Raw genomic sequence first — 17,282 nt, forward strand, 5'->3', positions numbered from 1 at the left:
CTATGGGGGATAAAATGAAGTTACGAACCAAACCTTAGCTTCTGGAGGAAAAGGAAATGACCATCACAGTACTATCTAATAAATTTCAAGAATTATTTCATTCTTTACCCGAAAGGGCATTCTTCGCTCCCGGAAGGATCAATTTAATCGGCGAACATACTGACTATAACGGCGGCCATGTATTTCCGTGTGCCATTACGTATGGAACCTATGCGGCTGCTCGGAAACGGGAAGATCAGCTCGTCCGTTTATACTCGGAAAATTTTCCGGATAAAGGGATGATTGAATTTAACTTAAACAAACTGGATTACGAAAAGGATCATCATTGGGCCAACTACCCAAAGGGAATAATCCACTTTATTATGGAAGCTGGCTATATGATTCCGACCGGGTTTGAATGTGTAATTAAAGGAAATATTCCTAATGGCGCAGGTCTTTCCTCATCTGCATCCATAGAGCTCCTAACAGGAGTTTTAGTAAACGGCCTGTACGAATTAGACATTCCCCGCCTTGAGTTAATTAAGATTGGCAAGCGAGTGGAAAATGAATTTATTGGTGTTAACAGCGGAATTATGGACCAATTCGCTGTCGGCATGGGCAAAGAAAATAGGGGAATTCTTTTAGATTGCCAGACCTTAAAATATGAGTACGCGCCGATTAAGCTGGAAAATCACAAAATTATCATAATGAATACAAACAGACGCCGGGAGTTGGCAGACTCAAAATACAATGAGCGCCGGGGCCAGTGCGAAGTGGCACTGAGCCAGCTTCAGCAAATACTCCCAATTGATGCGTTAGGGCAGCTGTCTAAACGAGAATTTGAAGATAACAAACATCTTATTACCGATGAAGTGGTTCGAAAGCGTGCAAAGCATGCAATCTATGAAAATATAAGAACGTTAAAGGCACTTGAAGAATTAAAAGCCGGCAACTTGGAGGCGTTTGGCCAGCTGATGAACCAATCCCATGCCTCGTTACGTGAGGACTATGAGGTGACAGGAATTGAACTTGATAGTTTAGTAGAAGCGGCATGGCAGCAGCCGGGCGTCTTTGGTGCTCGGATGACAGGTGCTGGGTTTGGCGGATGTGCGATTGCAATAGTTGCTAATGAAGAGGTTGGAAATTTTATCGCTAATGTCGGTGAGGTGTATTTTGAAAAGATTGGCTATAAGGCTGATTTCTATGTTGCCGGCATTGGCGGGGGGGCAAAGGAAATCGAAATGGAGGCTGTTGCGGAATGAGTATTCTCGTTTTAGGCGGGGCGGGCTATATTGGCTCGCACGCTGTGTACCAATTGATTGACCAAGGTTATGATGTGGCAGTGATTGATAACCTGCAAACCGGCCACCTGGGTGCCATTCACCCAAAAGCCCATTTTTATAAAGGTGATATCCGCAGCGGGGAGTTTATGAAGACGGTTTTTGAAAAGGAAAATGTAGAGGCTATTATGCATTTTGCTGCCAACTCCCTTGTTGGAGAATCGATGTTGGAACCGCTGAAGTATTTTGACAACAATGTGCATGGGACACAAATTGTTCTTGAAATGATGAAGGAATATGGCGTGAAACATATCGTATTTTCTTCGACAGCTGCCGTTTATGGAGAACAAGAAATAATGCCGATTGCAGAAGAAGTGGCGGAGCTGCCAACTAACACGTATGGAGAAACCAAACTGGCTGTGGAAAAAATGATGGCATGGTGTGAGAAGGCATTCGACCTGAAGTATGTATCCTTAAGGTATTTCAATGTGGCAGGAGCAAGAAGTGACGGACAAATTGGAGAAGACCATAATCCAGAAACCCACCTGATTCCGGTTGTATTGGAAGCGGCGTTAGGAAAGCGGCCGGCGATTACCGTTTTTGGGGATGATTATGATACATCGGACGGAACCTGTATCCGCGATTATATCCATGTCGAGGACTTGATTGCTGCCCATATTTTAGCACTCAAGTATTTGCAAAATTACGGACAAAGCAATATCTTTAACCTCGGCTCCAGCCAAGGGTTTTCCGTAAATGAAATTATTGAAACGGCGAAAGAGGCTACGGGTATTGATATTCCGGTTCAATTGGGGGCACGCCGTTCCGGTGACCCAAGCACCTTAATCGCCTCATCCGAAAAAGCGCGGCTAGTACTCGGCTGGAACCCGGGAAGAACATCAATCAAGCAAATCATCAGCGATGCTTGGAATTGGCATCAGCATCACCCAAATGGTTATGAAGGTGAACAAGATGATTAATCAACTTGTTCAACAACTAATCGGTAAAGCCCTGGCTGTTCATTTAATCGAGAGGGATGACGAAATCTATGCCCGTAACCAAATCCTGTCGCTATTACAATTAAATGAGTTTACGGAATGTGAAGGAGAAACAAATCTTGAGATTCCCGATGTGTTAGAGGAGATTGTAGATTACGCCTGCAAGAAAGGAATCATTGAAGATATTTTTGATGAAAAAGAGATTTTTACTAGTAAAATTATGAACTGTTTCATCGTCCGGCCATCGACGCTCAATCAGAAATTTTATGAAAATTATAGACAGAGTCCGGAAGCGGCGACTCAGTATTTTTATAATCTAAGCAAAAACAGTAACTACATCCAGATGAAGCAGATTCGGAAAAATATCGAATATAAGGCGGAGACGGAATACGGAAGGCTGGATATTACGATCAACCTTTCGAAGCCAGAAAAAGACCCGAATAGCATTGCCCGCGAGCGCGAGAGGCAACAAACAGCCTATCCAAAATGTCTACTTTGTATAGAAAATGAAGGCTATGCCGGGAGGATTGGCCATCCGGCCCGTTCCAATCATCGCATGGTCCGCGTGAATCTGTTGGACAGAAAATGGTACTTGCAATATTCACCGTATGTGTATTATAACGAGCATTGCATCGTCATATCTGAAACCCATTCAGATATGAAAATTAATCAAGAGACGTTTTTAAGATTGTTAACCTTTGTCGAGCAGTTTCCGCATTATTTCTTAGGGTCCAATGCCGATTTGCCGATAGTTGGCGGTTCCATTCTCTCTCATGACCATTATCAAGGCGGCAATTATGAATTTGCGATGGCGAAAGCAACTGATGATTGGAGCTTTGAAATGGCCGGGTTTCCGGATGTTCAAGGCTCTGTTGTCAAATGGCCGATGTCTGTTATCCGTCTCCGTTCGGAGCAAATAAGCACTCTGACGGATGCTGCTGTCCATATTTTAACAAAGTGGAAAAATTATAGTGACGAATCGCTTGGTATCATCGCCTGGACCAGTGAGACTCCTCATAATACAATCACACCGATTGCCCGTAAAAAAGGGAACTTGTTTGAACTGGACTTGGTCCTTCGCAACAACCGGACGAGTGTAGAGCATCCGCTTGGAATATTCCACCCCCATGCCGATGTTCATCATATTAAAAAGGAAAACATTGGGTTAATTGAGGCCATGGGGCTCGCTGTATTGCCTGCCCGTTTAAAGGATGAGCTGTCCGAAGTTGAAAAGTACATCCTCGGAAAGCCAAATGCAGTGGCTGATTACCATTTGGAATGGGCAGAGCAGTTAAAACACCGATTAACCCCAATTGCGAACGAATCAAACATAGAATCTTTGGTTAGGGAAGAGGTCGGCAAAAAGTTTTTGAAAGTATTAGAGGACGCTGGTGTCTTTAAACGGGATGAAGAGGGAGAAACCGGGTTTCATCGATTTATCCAAACAATATCTTGAGTTTGAAAATGGAGTGGTAAATCAATGAAAATAGTTGAACGGGAATTTGGTAATTATGATAGTGAGCTGGTGATAGAGTATACATTGACGAATGATTTTGGGATGTCTGTTTCTTGTTTGAACTACGGTTGCGTTATTACAAAAATTATTGTTCCTGACAGGAATGGCCATTTTGAAAATGTTGTCCTTGGTTTTGATCGGTTTGAGGACTACCTGGAATGGTCGCCTTATTTTGGGGCAGTAATTGGGAGAGTGGCTGGAAGAATAAAGGATGCCCAGTTTCAATTGGATGGAGAAAAGTACCTGCTGGCAGCGAATGATTATCCCAACCACCTGCATGGCGGGCAGAAGGGGTTTAGTTCAGTAATTTGGAAAACAGAAAAAATCGAACAGGAAAATATGGTCGGGATGAAGTATTTCTATCGAAGTATGGACGGAGAAGAGGGATACCCAGGTAATTTGGATATTGCTGTTACCTATCTTTTATCCAATACGAATGAGCTGAGCATCAGCTATGAAGCACGAACGGATCATAAGACGTTAATCAATTTAACGAACCATTCGTATTTTAATTTAAGCGGCAATCTGAAAAGGGATTGTTCTGAGCACATCCTTCAATTGGAAAGTGACCGCTTTTTAGAACTTGGACTAGATTTGATTCCTACAGGGAAAATGCTGGAATCAAAGAATACGCCATTTGATTTTAATCAGGGGCGTTTCTTGTTGTCAGGAATGAAGTCCTCCCATCCGCAAATCGTGCTTGCTGGAAACGGCTATGATCATCCGCTTCTTTTTAAAAAAAGTGGAGAAAATACAATCATGTTAAGTGATAAAGAAAGCGGCAGATCTCTTAGGGTGACAACAGACCAGCCATGTGTGGTCCTTTATACCAGTAATCAACTGGAAGGTCCGTTTTCGATATCAGGTGTCCGCGCAAGGAATTATTTGGGTGTGTGTCTTGAAACGCAAGGTCTTCCAGATGCTGTTCACCATCCGGAGTTTTCTACTGTGATTTTACATCCTGAGGAAGTATACTATTCAAAAACGAAGTATCGGTTTTTTTCAAATACAATAGGAGTTTGATTTATGGCAACTATTAAGGATATTGCAAAAAAAGCGGGAGTATCAATAGCCACTGTATCAAGAGTGCTGAATTATGATACGACTCTTTCAGTTAGCGATGAAACAAAAAAGAGAATTTTTGAAGTGGCAGGGGAGCTGGATTATAAGAAAAAAGCGGTTGTTCGGAAACCCGAAATAGGAAAGATTGCTCTTTTTCAATGGTATACAGAAAAAGAAGAGCTAGAGGATTTGTATTACATGTCCATTCGTCTTGGAGTGGAAAATCGCTGCCGGTACCATGGGATTCAGGTCATTAAATACTTTCAGGATAGCTTTGAGGAATTGAAGGGAGAAGATATCCACGGACTGATTGCCATCGGTAAATTTAGCAGCAGGCAGATCAGCGAGCTGGCTTCTGTAACGGAAAACATCGTGTTTGTCGATTATTCTCCCGATGAGGATCAATATGATTCCGTTGTAGTTGATATGGAAAGAGCCACTATGAAAATTCTGGATTATCTGTTGGAGAAAGGGCATAAGGAAATTGGCTATATTGGGGGAAGAGAAGCTTATAAAGACCAAGCCACTGTCATCGAGGATTCGCGGGAACTGGCCTTTAAGCGGTATTTGACAGGAAAAGGGCTTTTGGATGAGAAATTCATGTACATCGGAGGATTTTCGGTGGACCAAGGCTGCACTCTAATGAAGCAGGCGATTGAGGATCACGGTGACCGCCTGCCGACGGCTTTTTTCGCCGGTAATGACCCGATTGCCATTGGAGCACTTAAGGCTTTGCTAGAAGCGGGGATTTCCGTACCTGAAAGGGTAAACATCATCGGAATAAACGATATTAGCGTTTCCAAATATGTTTTTCCAGCCTTAAGCACAGTAAAAGTCTATACCGAACAAATGGGAGAAACGGCGGTCGACACCCTCCTCGAAAGAAACGAAGGCCGAACCATCGCCAAAAAAATAACCTTCCCAACCAAACTAATCATAAGAAACAGCAGCTTCTAATTAAAGAACAAAAAAACAAGTACAAAAGCTGGATGACCCAAAACAGGGGCATCCAGCTTTTTGCATTTTGTCAGCCTTAGGTGAACAATACCCACGTGCGGTGCCTGTCACCTTTTTCCTGCAAATACCAAATTAGGGCTTCCCTTTTGGAAAGGGATGGAATATAATCATAGTGTACTATGTATGATAGTACAGTTAATACAGATTGGGGGCACCCAGTTATGTTTGAGCTGGATATGAGGAGCCGTAAGCCAATATATGAACAGCTGGTGGACAAGATGAAGGAACTGATTATGAATGAGCTGCTCAAGCCTGATGAACAGCTTCCATCTGTCCGGCAGCTTGCAACGGAGCTTTCCATTAACCCGAATACGATTCAAAAGGCTTATCGAGAGCTTGAGACGCAGGGGTTTATTTATTCCCTTAAAGGGAAAGGAAGCTTTGTCAATCCAAACCAAAAAGCTATAGACAAGGAGAAAATCACGGAAATGAAGAAGGAACTGGAAAAATTAATCTTAGAGGCTTTGTACCTCGGGATTCCGGCGCAGGAACTGATTTCTCTCATCCAAGACCTTGATGCTTCAAAAGGGGGAGGCTAAAAGTAATGATTGAAATGAAAAACGTAATTAAAAAATTTGATCGACACGTCGCGGTCGAAAACGTCAACCTAACCATTCAAAAAGGTTCGATATATGGATTAATAGGTTCAAACGGGGCAGGTAAGACCACCATCATCAAGCTCCTCGCGGGTATTTACCGGCAGGAGCAAGGGGAAGTCACGATTGACGGGCAGCCCGTTTTTGAAAATATCTACCTCAAAGAAAAAATATTTTACATACCAGACCATCCATACGTTTTCCCACAATACACCACCAAGCAAATGGCCCGCTTTTACAGAAGCTGCTATCCAAGCTGGGATGAGGAACGCTTCAAGAATCTAGCCCAAGCGTTTGAGGTGGATGTAAATAAGAAAATTCAATCCTTTTCCAAAGGCTGGCAGCGTCAGATTGCCTTTATCATGGCTCTGGCGGCAAAACCGGACATTCTCATCCTCGATGAACCAATGGATGGCCTTGATCCGGTTGTTCGCAAAAAGGTGAAGAATCTGCTGATTCAAGATGTGGCAGAGAGGGAAATGACGATTCTCGTTTCGTCCCACAACCTTCGGGAAATTGAGGACATTTGCGACCATATCGGCATCCTTCACAAAGGGTCACTTTTAATCGAAAAAGAACTGGATGACCTAAAGTCCAATGTCCACAAAGTCCAAGTTGCATATAAGAATGGCTTGCCGGATAGACTGCTCGATAAACTAAAGCCGCTTCACGCGGAAAAACGGGGAAGTGTCCATTTGCTTATCGTCAGGGGTGAGGAGGCAGCAATAGCAAAACAAATTATTGAGACCCATCCCGTCATTTTTGACCTGCTCCCACTAACACTTGAAGAAATCTTTATTTACGAAATGGGGGATATCGGCTATGCCATCAAAAATGTCGTTGTTTAATAAAGAACTGATGCTGCAAATGGGACGCAGTACAGGCTGGATTTCCGTCATTTACCTGCTTGGTCTGCTGTTTGTGCTCCCGATTCGTATTCTATTAATTCTATATTCAGATTCTGATAATTTTTTATACTATCAGTCTCGTAACAACCTTTTTCAATATGACTACGAGATTCAGGTTTTCCTGATTGCGATTGCCCCTGTCATTTTGGCTGTCTTTTTGTTTCGGTTCCTGCATGTCAAACAAGCAGCGGACCTCATGCATAGTCTTCCGTTAAAGAGGGAGCGAATTTTTCACCATTATGCTCTGACAGGAATGGTGCTGCTCATCCTCCCGGTAGCCATCGTGACAGGAATTGTTTACATCATGCATTTCACCTATGACCTCGGCAGCTTGTTCACGATCCATGATTTACTCTACTGGTCAGGCACAATCATCGTTATTACGCTGCTCCTGTATATAGCAAGCGTATTTGTTGGAATTTTGACGGGAATCTCGGTAGTTCAAGCCGTACTGGCGTATGTTTTTCTGTTTTTCCCAATCGGGATTACCGTATTGCTGTCCTATAATTTGAAAATCTTGCTCTACGGATTCCCGGGCGATTTTTTCCTAAACCGCCAGTTGGAAAAATTATCACCGATCACCTTTACGGCTGTTCTTGAAAGCCGAGCTTTTCAATGGAAGGATGCTGTGCTGTATATTGTCCTGACAATTGTCCTGTACGGGCTGTCCCTGTTTTTTTATAAAAAAAGAAATCTGGAACTTGCCTCTGAAGCGATTGCCTTTCCGAAATTGCGTTCCGTCTTTAAATATGGGACTGCCTTTTGCTTCATGCTTCTGGGCGGGTCGTATTTTAACGATGTTTCCTTTAAAAATCTTGGCTGGACCCTGTTTGGTTATGGAATCGGAGCAGCTATCGGCTACTTTGCGGCGGAGATGGTGCTGCGTAAGACATGGCGGGTTTTCACTCGCATCAAGGGTCTTGTCGTTTATCTAGCTGTTATTGCGTTTCTTGTAGTAGGGGTTCAGGCGCTTGGATTTTATGAAAATAGAATCCCGGAACAAAGTGACATTAAGAATGTCCTGCTGACGGATAATCCGAATTTTTACCTGAGCCATGATGGTTTTTACGGGGATGTCTTTGACCCTAAACCAATGAAGGAAACGGAGAATATCGCCGCCGTCCTGAAGATGCATAAACAAATCTTGGCCAATAAAAAAATCAATGAGCAGGAAAAGAATAAATCCGATAGAGAATTCTTTATCATGTATGAATTGAAAAACGGGAAAAAGGTCATTCGCCAGTACCGTGTCATGACGCGTCTTTACGAGGATTTATATAAGCCGATTTACGAATCGAAGGAATATAAAATGACTTCAAAAGAGATTTTTATGGTGGATGAAAAGAAAGTGAGTTATCTGCAAATCAGGGCCAATGGGCCGGTGAACAAGTTTGTGACCCTGTCAAAGCCGGAGGATGTAAGGCAGGCGTTGTCGCTATTAAGGGAAGATGTGCTGGCAGAATCCTATAATGATAGTATTTATTATTCGGGCCTTGGATCAACCATTGAACTCAATTTGGGGAATGAACAGTCTGTCATGTTTGAATTTAAGCCGACTTATCGGAAATTTGAGAGTTGGTTGAAGGAAAAGGAAGTGCTCGATCAGGCAAAGGTAACCGCAGAAGATATTTCACATGTCCTGGTGGCAAAGGGTGATTTCTCTTCCATTGAGGACAGCGGGAAATTTTCGACAGATATCGAATCAGCGATAGAACACAGTGGGAACACCTTGAAAATTACCGATAAAGGCCAAATTGAACAAGTACTTGAGAAGGCCGGGACAAATCCTCGTAGTGAATATGCGGCTATTGTGTATTTTAATGATGGTCATTTTAATGAAGTCACTTATTTTGATGAGGAGCATGTGCCTGAGTTTATTAAAAATCATTTTAAATAAGCGGGAGCGAGAAATGAACGCAGTTAATTTTAATGAGGTATATTCTAAACACGCAAAACGGCTATATTATATTGCTTATCAGTATACGAGAGACGAGTTTTTGGCAGAGGATATCGTCCAAGAATCCTTTTTAAAGGCGTACCGAAAATTGGACACGGTCGAGGACAATGGCAAATTAGGAGCATGGCTCTCGGCCATTACCGCGAGAACCGCGATTGACTTCCTTAGGTCAGAGAAAAGACGACAATGGACGCCGATGGACTACACCAAGCTGGAACCATTGCACGGTCTCGGAGCGGTAGCGGGTAGCGGTTCTAGTACAGAGGAGGCGGCCGTCATCCGGCTTTTCCAAGAGGAGATTGGCGGCTCAATAGAGAACCTCTCCAAGGAATTCCAGGAGGTGCTGATACTCAAAATGCAGTACGGACTAAAAGAAACCGAAATCGCTAGCCGCCTCAACCTCAAATCCGCCACTGTCAAAACCCGGCTGTACCGGGCTAGGAAACAGCTGCGGCAGATTTTGGCGGCTGGGTAAGGTATGGGGAGAGTTTCGTTGGTAGGGTGTCAGGCCCCACGCGTGGACAGGTGTCCGCGTGGGGCGGACACTCTTTTTTGTTTCCACTAAACCGATTTGAAAGTTTCCCAATAAGTAATTCTTATTCTTTTTCATAATAACTGCGAAATTTATTTATCGAGGGGACAGGAATATACTGGTAGTGAAGTGACAAGGGGGTGTCAAGGATGGAATATATCTTGCTTTACATGATTGGAATCTGTGCTACAACGCTTGGGACGCTTGCGGGCGGGGGCGGACTCATCAGCCTCCCTGCCATGCTGATATTAGGGCTGCCAATCCACTCGGCTATTGGTGCGAACAAAGTATCCAACACGGTTAGTTCTTTTTCGAGCTTTTACCATCTTTATAGAAAAAGGGAAATTTCCCTAAAGGAAGCCATCTGGATTATTCCTGTCAGCCTCGGCGGCGGGGTCACCGGCGGCTTCATCGCATCCCATATATCGGGGAAAAATATGTACATCATCGCTATTATTTTGCTTATTTTCGGTTTTTCCGCTTCCTTTAAGGGGAAAGGGAATTTCGCCGGCACGGAACCGTTAAAGATGAACAAGGTCAGTGTGCCAGGCTTGTTTGGAATCGGATTGTATGACGGCCTGTTTGGCCCGGGACAAGGAACGCTGATGCTTTATTTGTTCGGCTATTTGAATATTGCCTACCTTCGCGCTGTGGCTTTGGTGCGGATCGCGACTTTTTCCAGCTGCTTTGGCGCTGCCATTTCCTATATCTCAACTGGAAAAATCATTTGGCCGATGACGATTGCGCTGCTGCTTGGTTCCCTTTCTGGAGCGCAAATCGGCGTACGCATTGCCGAAAAACTAAAACCAAAATATGTGAAACCCATCTTACGAGTAGTGACAATCGGCCTGATCTTCCAAATATTCGTAGATAAAGTTATATGAAACATGGGGACGGTTCTCTTGCCTCATTTTTTAAAATGAGGCAGAAGAACCGTCCCCATGCACTCAAACACAAGCTTCGTATTCTCTCATAATGTTGCTAATAATGGTTTTGACCGGCAGGATTTCTTTGATTTCATGGACTCTTGCACCCGCGAAAACAAGGCCGTTCTCACTATCTCCATTCATGGATGTAATCAACGAATCCAGTGTGCAAAAACGATAAGAACAATTCTTCAGGCAATCAATGCAATGCTTTATTTTCACTTTTTTCTCATCTGAAATGAGTTCGGTAAAATGGTTTTTAATCATACGTCCCTGGAGGCCAACTGTGGTTTTGAGCAAAATCGTATCTTCCTGACGGGCATGAACATATTTTTCCTTAAATGATAACGGTGCATCACACTCTTCGCTGGCTACGAACCTAGTGCCCATTTGGACTCCTGATGCTCCCATCTTTAAGGCGCGAGCGAGGTCCTCACCTGTCAAAATGCCGCCGGCAGCAATGACGGGAATCTTCACTGCATCTATTACTTCTGGCAGGATATCGAATAAAGGCCTGTCGGTACCAAGGTGCCCGCCGGCTTCAAAGCCTTCAACCACAACAGCGGAAGCCCCAAGGCGTTCAGACATCTTCGCAAGCCTTGCTGTAGAAACAATCGAAATGACGGGAATGCCCGCTTCTTTACCCCAGGCATACATATCCCTTGAAATTCCTGCTCCTGATATGATGAAATCAACCTTTTCTTCAATGGCTGCTTTCATTTTTTCCGCAAAGTCATTCATGGCAAATAGAACATTAACACCAATATAACCAGTGCCCGTTATACTTTCCCTCGCTTTTCTAATATGCAATCTCATTTCCTCGACCGTAATCCCTGTTCCTGAGATAATTCCAATGCCCCCTGCGTTTGCAACTGCTGATGCCAGCTTACTTAAAGAAATACCTACTCCCATACCGCCTTGCATGATTGGAAATTTGGGCATCATATGACCTATTTTCAATTGAGGAAAATTCAAGAAAAAACCCCATTTCATTTTAATTTTGAAGGAATTTACACCTTCTCATTGTAGCAATAGGGTTTCCATAATGCAGTGAGTTAATTAACACCTGGTACTAATGGTTGATAATATTTTTATGGTTTGTCACAGAATGTTCAAATTTACGGACAATCCAACCAGGAATCTTAATGAACTGAATGAGAGACCGACTCCAGATTCTTAACTTTAAGTATGCAGGCCAACGCAAACAGCATACTTACAGCAGCTGCAAAGAATAACATCCTAAACCCAAAGCGGTCAATCAGCAGACCTAAAACTGGCGGGGATACGATGGCAGCAAGGGAGGAAACCAAATAATATAAGCCGGTTCGGGTCCCGTTTCTGTGTTCACTCCCCGTTGAAACCACATAAGGATAAGCATTTATATTGATGCAGGCCCAAAACATTCCCCCGGCGACGAGAAAGAACCTCAAGACTAACACGGAGTCCACCCAATTTAAGAAGAGAAAGACAAAGAACAACCCGATGACTCCAATTAAGATCACCTTTTTCTCCCCATATTTAGCGCCAAAAAACCCGCTTGGAATCGAGGATAGGACAAAGCTTAATGAAAAGAACGCTAACGAGAAGGCGGAATCACTTCTCGACAAGCCAAGTTCTTTCACCCCATACAAGGTAAATAACGCCTCCATCCCTTGGATCGCCACAAACCAAAAGAAAATGGCCGCCAGTAAAAAAATCGTGGGTGAGTTCAGTTCGCCTTTGTAATCTATCTTAGAAGCAGTCGACATGGTAACCGGTAAAGAATCGCGGTTTTCGTTAATATTTTTAAACAGAACCCATAACGTAACGATTAATACCATCCCCACCAACAGAAATGGCAAGGATTCATGAACATTAAACAAAAATGCCCCCACACTGAAGGCCAAGATGGCCCCTAGGCCGCCCATGAAATTAATGATCCCGTTCGCCTTGGTACGCTGATATTCTGGTGTAATGTCGGGCATCAGGGCAATGGTGGGTGAGCGGAAAATGGCCATTGATAAGTTCATACCAACCATGAAAAGGATTAACGTGAAAAGATTATGATGGAAAGGAATTAGCGCGATAAAGAGGGCTGCGAGTGGAATGCCGATCAGCAGGTAGGGCATGCGCCTTCCGAAGCGTGTCTCGGTCCGGTCACTGAGGCTGCCTACATAGGGCTGTATAAAAAGGGCGAAATAATTATCAATCGTCATGAGAAAGCCAATTAAAGCCGTGCTTTCCAGATAATCGTTCAGAAAGAACGGGACAAAGCCATTATACAAAGACCAGCCGATACTAATGCTGAAAAATCCGAACCCTAACAGCCATGTTTTTCGCAAGAGAAAACCTCCCCTCGGCAGCTGATTCTTTTGTCCTATATCGAAAGCATGCCTCATAAACCTATTAATAGGAATGTTATTATCATATGCCGCACCTTCATTCTTTTGCCTGATTTTTTCATAGCTCGATAGGGAAGAGCCCGATAAAAGAAATTTTCCAAAAAGCAATTGACAGATATTAGAAAAGACATTATTATCATTATTGAGAATGATAATAATAAAAACAGAGGGTTTAAAGGGGAGATTGAAATGGTAAGTACAGCAAAGATTATTGCGATGTTTGTTCCAATTATCTTTTCGTTTGTTTTATTTATTGGATTGATTTTGTTCTATAAAAAGAGAACTGGGGTGTCTGCAAGGCCTATAATTTTAGGGGCAGTTGGTTTTATTGTGTTCACTCAAGTGCTTGAGAAGATTTTGCATGTGGTCGTAATCACAAGCTTCCCAAATTACGCCGACCATCCTTTGGCATGGGGAACATACGGCGCCTTGGCGGCAGGGCTTTTTGAAGAATTAGGTAGATTCATATTATTTACATGGCTTTTGAAAAAATTCCATGACTATAAAGGCGGTATTTCGTTTGGAATTGGCTGGGGAGGCATTGAGGCAATTCTCCTTATGCTGATGGTTTGCGGTCAGGCTTTGGTTTTTTCCTTTATGCTCAATGACGGAACGTTTGAAAGCTCAATGGCTCAACTGCCAAGCGACCAGTTGGCAACCATTAAAGAAGCGGTCCTAAATCAGGGGGCAAGTTTTTATTACTTGGCTGCTCTAGAGCGTCTCTTTGCAGTTTTCCTACAAATGGCATTAAGTTTACTGGTTTTATTGGGCATTGCAAAAAAGAAATTCTCCTATGTGATTTTGGCTATTCTCATCCATGCTGGGATTGACTTCCCAATCGTATTTGCCCAAGTCGGCCAATTTACGAACCTGTGGATTATCGAAGGATACCTTGCAGTCGTCGCGATTTTCTCCTTTTTGTTTATCAAAAGAGCCAAAACAATGTTTCTTGAGGCCGGAAAATAGAATAATAGAAAATTAGCAACCTGGACCCAGAGCGGCTCAGGTCTTTTTTTGCTAATAGAAAAGCATAATTTAACTACGCCTCATGAACCGTCCTATCGGACTCGCCAATCGGCGAGTTTTTATTTAAGGAAAAGTTAAGGAAGGGATTTGATAATAGGCTTATCCAAAAATATGTTTCCGGCTGGGCTCTACCGGATATGAAAAGGAGTAAGCAAAGATGAAAAAATGGATCCTTATTGCAATTAGTGTGCTGATTGTGGGGTATGTCGGATATCAGTGGTATAACTCTAAAAACGCCACACAAACGGCATCGGCACAAGTCCGGACCGCCACCGTCCAAAAAGGAAAATTAGAAGTGAAAATCAGCGGATCAGGTACGGTCCAGCCGGTGACAAGTACTGATATTAAGTCAAACGAAAACAATAAAATAATCGATGAAGTATTGTGGTCTCCCGGTGATGAAGTAAAAGCAGGTGAAGAATTAATCACCTATACAGATGGAAGCGACCCTGTCACGGCACCTGCAGATGGTATAATCACTTCTTTTTCCATTGCAGCAGGTGATCGGGTTACACAAGGACAGGTTGTTGCCCACTTAACGAACTATAAAGACTTACAAACCGTCGTACAGGTCGATGAGCTGGATATAACCAAGATTCAAGTAGGACAAGCGGTAAACATAAAGGTAAATGCGCTGCCTGATCAAACTTTCACAGGAAAAGTATCGGCGGTGGCTAATGAAGGGACATCATCCAATGGGGTGTCCACATTCGATGTCACCATCCATTTTGATCAAATCGATAACCTGAAAGTCGGCATGAGCACAGAGGCAAGTATCCTGACTGCAAGTAAAGAGGATGCCCTCTATGTTCCTCTTGATGCCGTCCATACAGCAAATGGAGAGAAATATGTCATCGTTGCTTCAAACAGCTCTAACGGTCAATCAGAACAAAAAACGGTAAAAACAGGTTTAGCAAATGAAGATTATGTAGAAATCACAGAAGGTGTTTCAGAAGGGGATATCCTTCAGTTGCCTCAATTGGCGACAGACAGCTCGTCTACCACCAATACCCGCGGAATGATGCAAGGCGGATTTGGAGCAGGCATGGGCGGCATGGGCGGTTTTAATCGCAGCAACAACGGTGGTGGACAATGGCGGTCCGGCGGAGAAAGGAGCGGGAACTAATGAGCGAGCAAATGGTTCCGTTCCGTCATTTTACGGCCTCAGAAGGGAGTAGTCAGTAATGGTTCAACCAATCATTCAAATCAGCAACCTAATGAAAACCTATAAGCTTGGCGGCGAAACAGTTCATGCCTTAAACAATGTATCTATCGAAATTGAAAAAGGGGAATTTCTAGCGATCATTGGCCCGTCAGGTTCGGGGAAGTCAACCTTGATGAACATGATTGGCTGTCTTGACCGTCCCCAGTCCGGAAAGTACTTGTTGGATGGCAAGGACATTGGCAAGATGAATGATAACCAGTTGGCGGTGATCCGCAATCAAAAAATTGGCTTTATTTTTCAAAACTTTAACCTGTTAACAAAATTAACAGCTCTTGAAAATGTCGAACTGCCATTGTTGTATGCAGGTGTTCCGGCAAAGGAACGGAAAGCAAGAGCAATGGAAAGCCTAAGCAAGGTTGGTTTGAAGGAGCGGGCCGGGCACCTGCCTACCCAGCTATCCGGCGGTCAGCAACAGCGGGTTGCCATTGCCAGAGCATTGGCCGGAAATCCTTCCATCCTTCTTGCCGATGAGCCAACTGGTGCCCTTGACAGCAAGACAAGTAAGGAAATTCTTAGCTTAATGAAAGAACTTAACGAATTAGGCCATACCATCATTTTGATTACACACGATTTGGCCATAGCGAAGCAGGCAGGGAGAATGGTCAGCATCCAAGATGGACAGCTTTTGGAAAATGGGGGTGAGCTGATTGGGAATATGGCAATCTATTAAAATGGCACTCCGCAGTATCCAAAGCAATAAGCTCAGATCGGCCCTCACCATGCTGGGGATGATTATCGGGGTATCCTCGGTGATTGTGCTTGTGTCGATTGCCCAAGGTTCGGCCCAGAACGTTACCAGCAGGATTAATCAGCTTGGTACAAACCTGTTAACCATCAATACGTTTGGAACGGATTTAGCTTTAACGGAGGATAAAATCAGTGAACTTAGTAAATTGAATGGTGTCAAAGCCATTTCTCCTGTTGTTTCGGGCCGTGTCAATGTGAAAAAGGATAAAACCGCTTCGCAGGTATCCGTGACGGGGACTAACGCCGCTTATTCGGATGTGCGCGACACAAAGGTTAAGCAAGGACGTTTTATCACCGACCTTGATATTGAATATCGGCAAAAAATTGCTGTGATCGGCTCGGAAGCAGCTTCCACCTTTTTTGGAGCGGAAAACCCAGTCGGGCAATACATTCAGATAGAAGGAACTTCATTTAAAGTTGTCGGGGTGCTCGCATCAAAAGGAAGTTCAATGGGACAGGGCGGCGATAACACCATTATCGTTCCGCTTAGCACTGGTCAGCGCTTAGTGAAAAGCACAACCATTAACCAGGTCTACTTGCAAGGAAAAAGCGAGGACCAAATGGATGCGGTCATGAATGAAGTGAAACTGGCGCTTGCTGGCATGTATCCAAACAAGAGCGATTCGTACAGCGTCACTAACCAAAAGGATTTGATGGATACGATGAGCTCCGTAACGAATACGATGACGATGATGTTGGGCGGAATTGCTGGAATTTCTCTGCTTGTCGGCGGGATTGGAATCATGAATATCATGCTCGTCTCGGTTTCAGAACGGACGAAGGAAATCGGGATCCGCAAGGCGATTGGCGCCAAACGGCGAGATGTGCTGCTGCAATTCCTGATTGAGGCGGTTGTATTAAGCGGCGTCGGGGGATTGATTGGGATCCTTGCCGGCGTGGGATTAGGAAAGCTGCTGTCATCGCTGTTTAGTTTAACAGTGTCATTCACCTCTTCGGTGATGATTGGTTCGTTCCTCTTCTCGCTGATGGTTGGTGTCATCTTCGGAGTGTTCCCGGCCAATAAAGCGTCAAAACTAAACCCTATTCAAGCCCTGAGGTACGAATAAAAGGTTTGGATTTAAGCGGCCTTTCTTTTGCGGCCGCTTTGTTTCCTATATAATAATTTTAATAA

The 17,282-nt window shown here is 43.8% G+C and carries 16 protein-coding genes; 14 read left to right on the forward strand and 2 right to left on the reverse strand.

All coding sequences use genetic code 11. From position 1 onward, the window contains the following. Window positions 1-56: 56 nt before the first annotated feature. The 10 genes from V5M37_RS02140 (at window position 57) to V5M37_RS02185 (ending at window position 10,729) form a co-directional block, all read left to right on the forward strand. Window positions 57-1,241, forward strand: coding sequence for a galactokinase (locus V5M37_RS02140; protein WP_423800545.1), 1,185 nt, complete (start codon window positions 57-59; stop codon window positions 1,239-1,241). Then, window positions 1,238-2,239 (forward strand): UDP-glucose 4-epimerase GalE, encoded by a 1,002-nt coding sequence (galE, locus tag V5M37_RS02145; RefSeq protein WP_423800546.1) that lies wholly within the window; start codon window positions 1,238-1,240, stop codon window positions 2,237-2,239. Before V5M37_RS02140 ends, galE begins: the two co-directional genes overlap by 4 nt. Next, window positions 2,232-3,713, forward strand: a complete 1,482-nt coding sequence (galT, locus tag V5M37_RS02150; protein ID WP_423800547.1) for a UDP-glucose--hexose-1-phosphate uridylyltransferase — start codon at window positions 2,232-2,234, stop codon at window positions 3,711-3,713. The genes galE and galT overlap by 8 nt, the downstream gene beginning before the upstream one ends. A 24-nt stretch (window positions 3,714-3,737) precedes the next feature. Continuing rightward, window positions 3,738-4,796, forward strand: a complete 1,059-nt coding sequence (locus tag V5M37_RS02155; RefSeq protein WP_423800548.1) for an aldose epimerase family protein — start codon at window positions 3,738-3,740, stop codon at window positions 4,794-4,796. A 3-nt stretch (window positions 4,797-4,799) separates the two neighbouring features. Beyond that, on the forward strand, window positions 4,800-5,792 hold the full coding sequence (locus V5M37_RS02160) for a LacI family DNA-binding transcriptional regulator (protein ID WP_423800549.1): 993 nt from the start codon (window positions 4,800-4,802) through the stop codon (window positions 5,790-5,792). Between the two features lie 221 nt (window positions 5,793-6,013). Next, complete coding sequence (locus V5M37_RS02165; RefSeq protein ID WP_423800550.1) at window positions 6,014-6,391, forward strand: GntR family transcriptional regulator; 378 nt, start codon at window positions 6,014-6,016, stop codon at window positions 6,389-6,391. A gap of 5 nt (window positions 6,392-6,396) precedes the next feature. After that, window positions 6,397-7,296 (forward strand): ABC transporter ATP-binding protein, encoded by a 900-nt coding sequence (locus V5M37_RS02170; RefSeq protein WP_423800551.1) that lies wholly within the window; start codon window positions 6,397-6,399, stop codon window positions 7,294-7,296. Then, the gene (locus V5M37_RS02175) at window positions 7,271-9,253 is read left to right on the forward strand and encodes a DUF6449 domain-containing protein (RefSeq protein ID WP_423800552.1); all 1,983 of its coding nucleotides are present in this window, start codon (window positions 7,271-7,273) and stop codon (window positions 9,251-9,253) included. Before V5M37_RS02170 ends, V5M37_RS02175 begins: the two co-directional genes overlap by 26 nt. A gap of 13 nt (window positions 9,254-9,266) precedes the next feature. After that, window positions 9,267-9,788, forward strand: a complete 522-nt coding sequence (locus V5M37_RS02180; protein WP_423800553.1) for an RNA polymerase sigma factor — start codon at window positions 9,267-9,269, stop codon at window positions 9,786-9,788. 206 nt (window positions 9,789-9,994) lie between these two features. Continuing rightward, window positions 9,995-10,729 carry a sulfite exporter TauE/SafE family protein gene (locus tag V5M37_RS02185; protein WP_423800554.1) on the forward strand — a complete coding sequence of 245 codons (735 nt, stop codon included), beginning with the start codon at window positions 9,995-9,997 and terminating at the stop codon, window positions 10,727-10,729. 63 nt (window positions 10,730-10,792) lie between these two features. Here V5M37_RS02185 and V5M37_RS02190 read toward each other — a convergent pair whose 3' ends face one another. Beyond that, the gene (locus V5M37_RS02190) at window positions 10,793-11,764 is read right to left on the reverse strand and encodes an NAD(P)H-dependent flavin oxidoreductase (protein ID WP_378588144.1); all 972 of its coding nucleotides are present in this window, start codon (window positions 11,762-11,764) and stop codon (window positions 10,793-10,795) included. 149 nt (window positions 11,765-11,913) lie between these two features. Continuing rightward, window positions 11,914-13,092 (reverse strand): SLC45 family MFS transporter, encoded by a 1,179-nt coding sequence (locus tag V5M37_RS02195; protein WP_423800555.1) that lies wholly within the window; start codon window positions 13,090-13,092, stop codon window positions 11,914-11,916. Window positions 13,093-13,341: 249 nt separating this feature from the next. On the opposite strand from V5M37_RS02195, the gene V5M37_RS02200 reads away from it, so the two are divergent. From V5M37_RS02200 to V5M37_RS02215, 4 genes are all read left to right on the forward strand, one after another. Further along, window positions 13,342-14,118, forward strand: coding sequence for a YhfC family intramembrane metalloprotease (locus V5M37_RS02200; RefSeq protein ID WP_423800556.1), 777 nt, complete (start codon window positions 13,342-13,344; stop codon window positions 14,116-14,118). A gap of 217 nt (window positions 14,119-14,335) precedes the next feature. After that, on the forward strand, window positions 14,336-15,304 hold the full coding sequence (locus V5M37_RS02205) for an efflux RND transporter periplasmic adaptor subunit (RefSeq protein WP_423800557.1): 969 nt from the start codon (window positions 14,336-14,338) through the stop codon (window positions 15,302-15,304). A gap of 58 nt (window positions 15,305-15,362) precedes the next feature. Then, window positions 15,363-16,073 carry an ABC transporter ATP-binding protein gene (locus tag V5M37_RS02210; RefSeq protein WP_423800558.1) on the forward strand — a complete coding sequence of 237 codons (711 nt, stop codon included), beginning with the start codon at window positions 15,363-15,365 and terminating at the stop codon, window positions 16,071-16,073. Continuing rightward, window positions 16,051-17,217, forward strand: a complete 1,167-nt coding sequence (locus tag V5M37_RS02215) for an ABC transporter permease (RefSeq protein ID WP_423800559.1) — start codon at window positions 16,051-16,053, stop codon at window positions 17,215-17,217. The genes V5M37_RS02210 and V5M37_RS02215 overlap by 23 nt, the downstream gene beginning before the upstream one ends. The last annotated feature ends 65 nt before the right edge of the window (window positions 17,218-17,282 follow it).

This window comes from Neobacillus sp. SAB-20_R2A (genome assembly GCF_049568635.1).
Taxonomy (GTDB): Bacteria; Bacillota; Bacilli; order Bacillales; family Cytobacillaceae; genus Neobacillus; species Neobacillus citreus.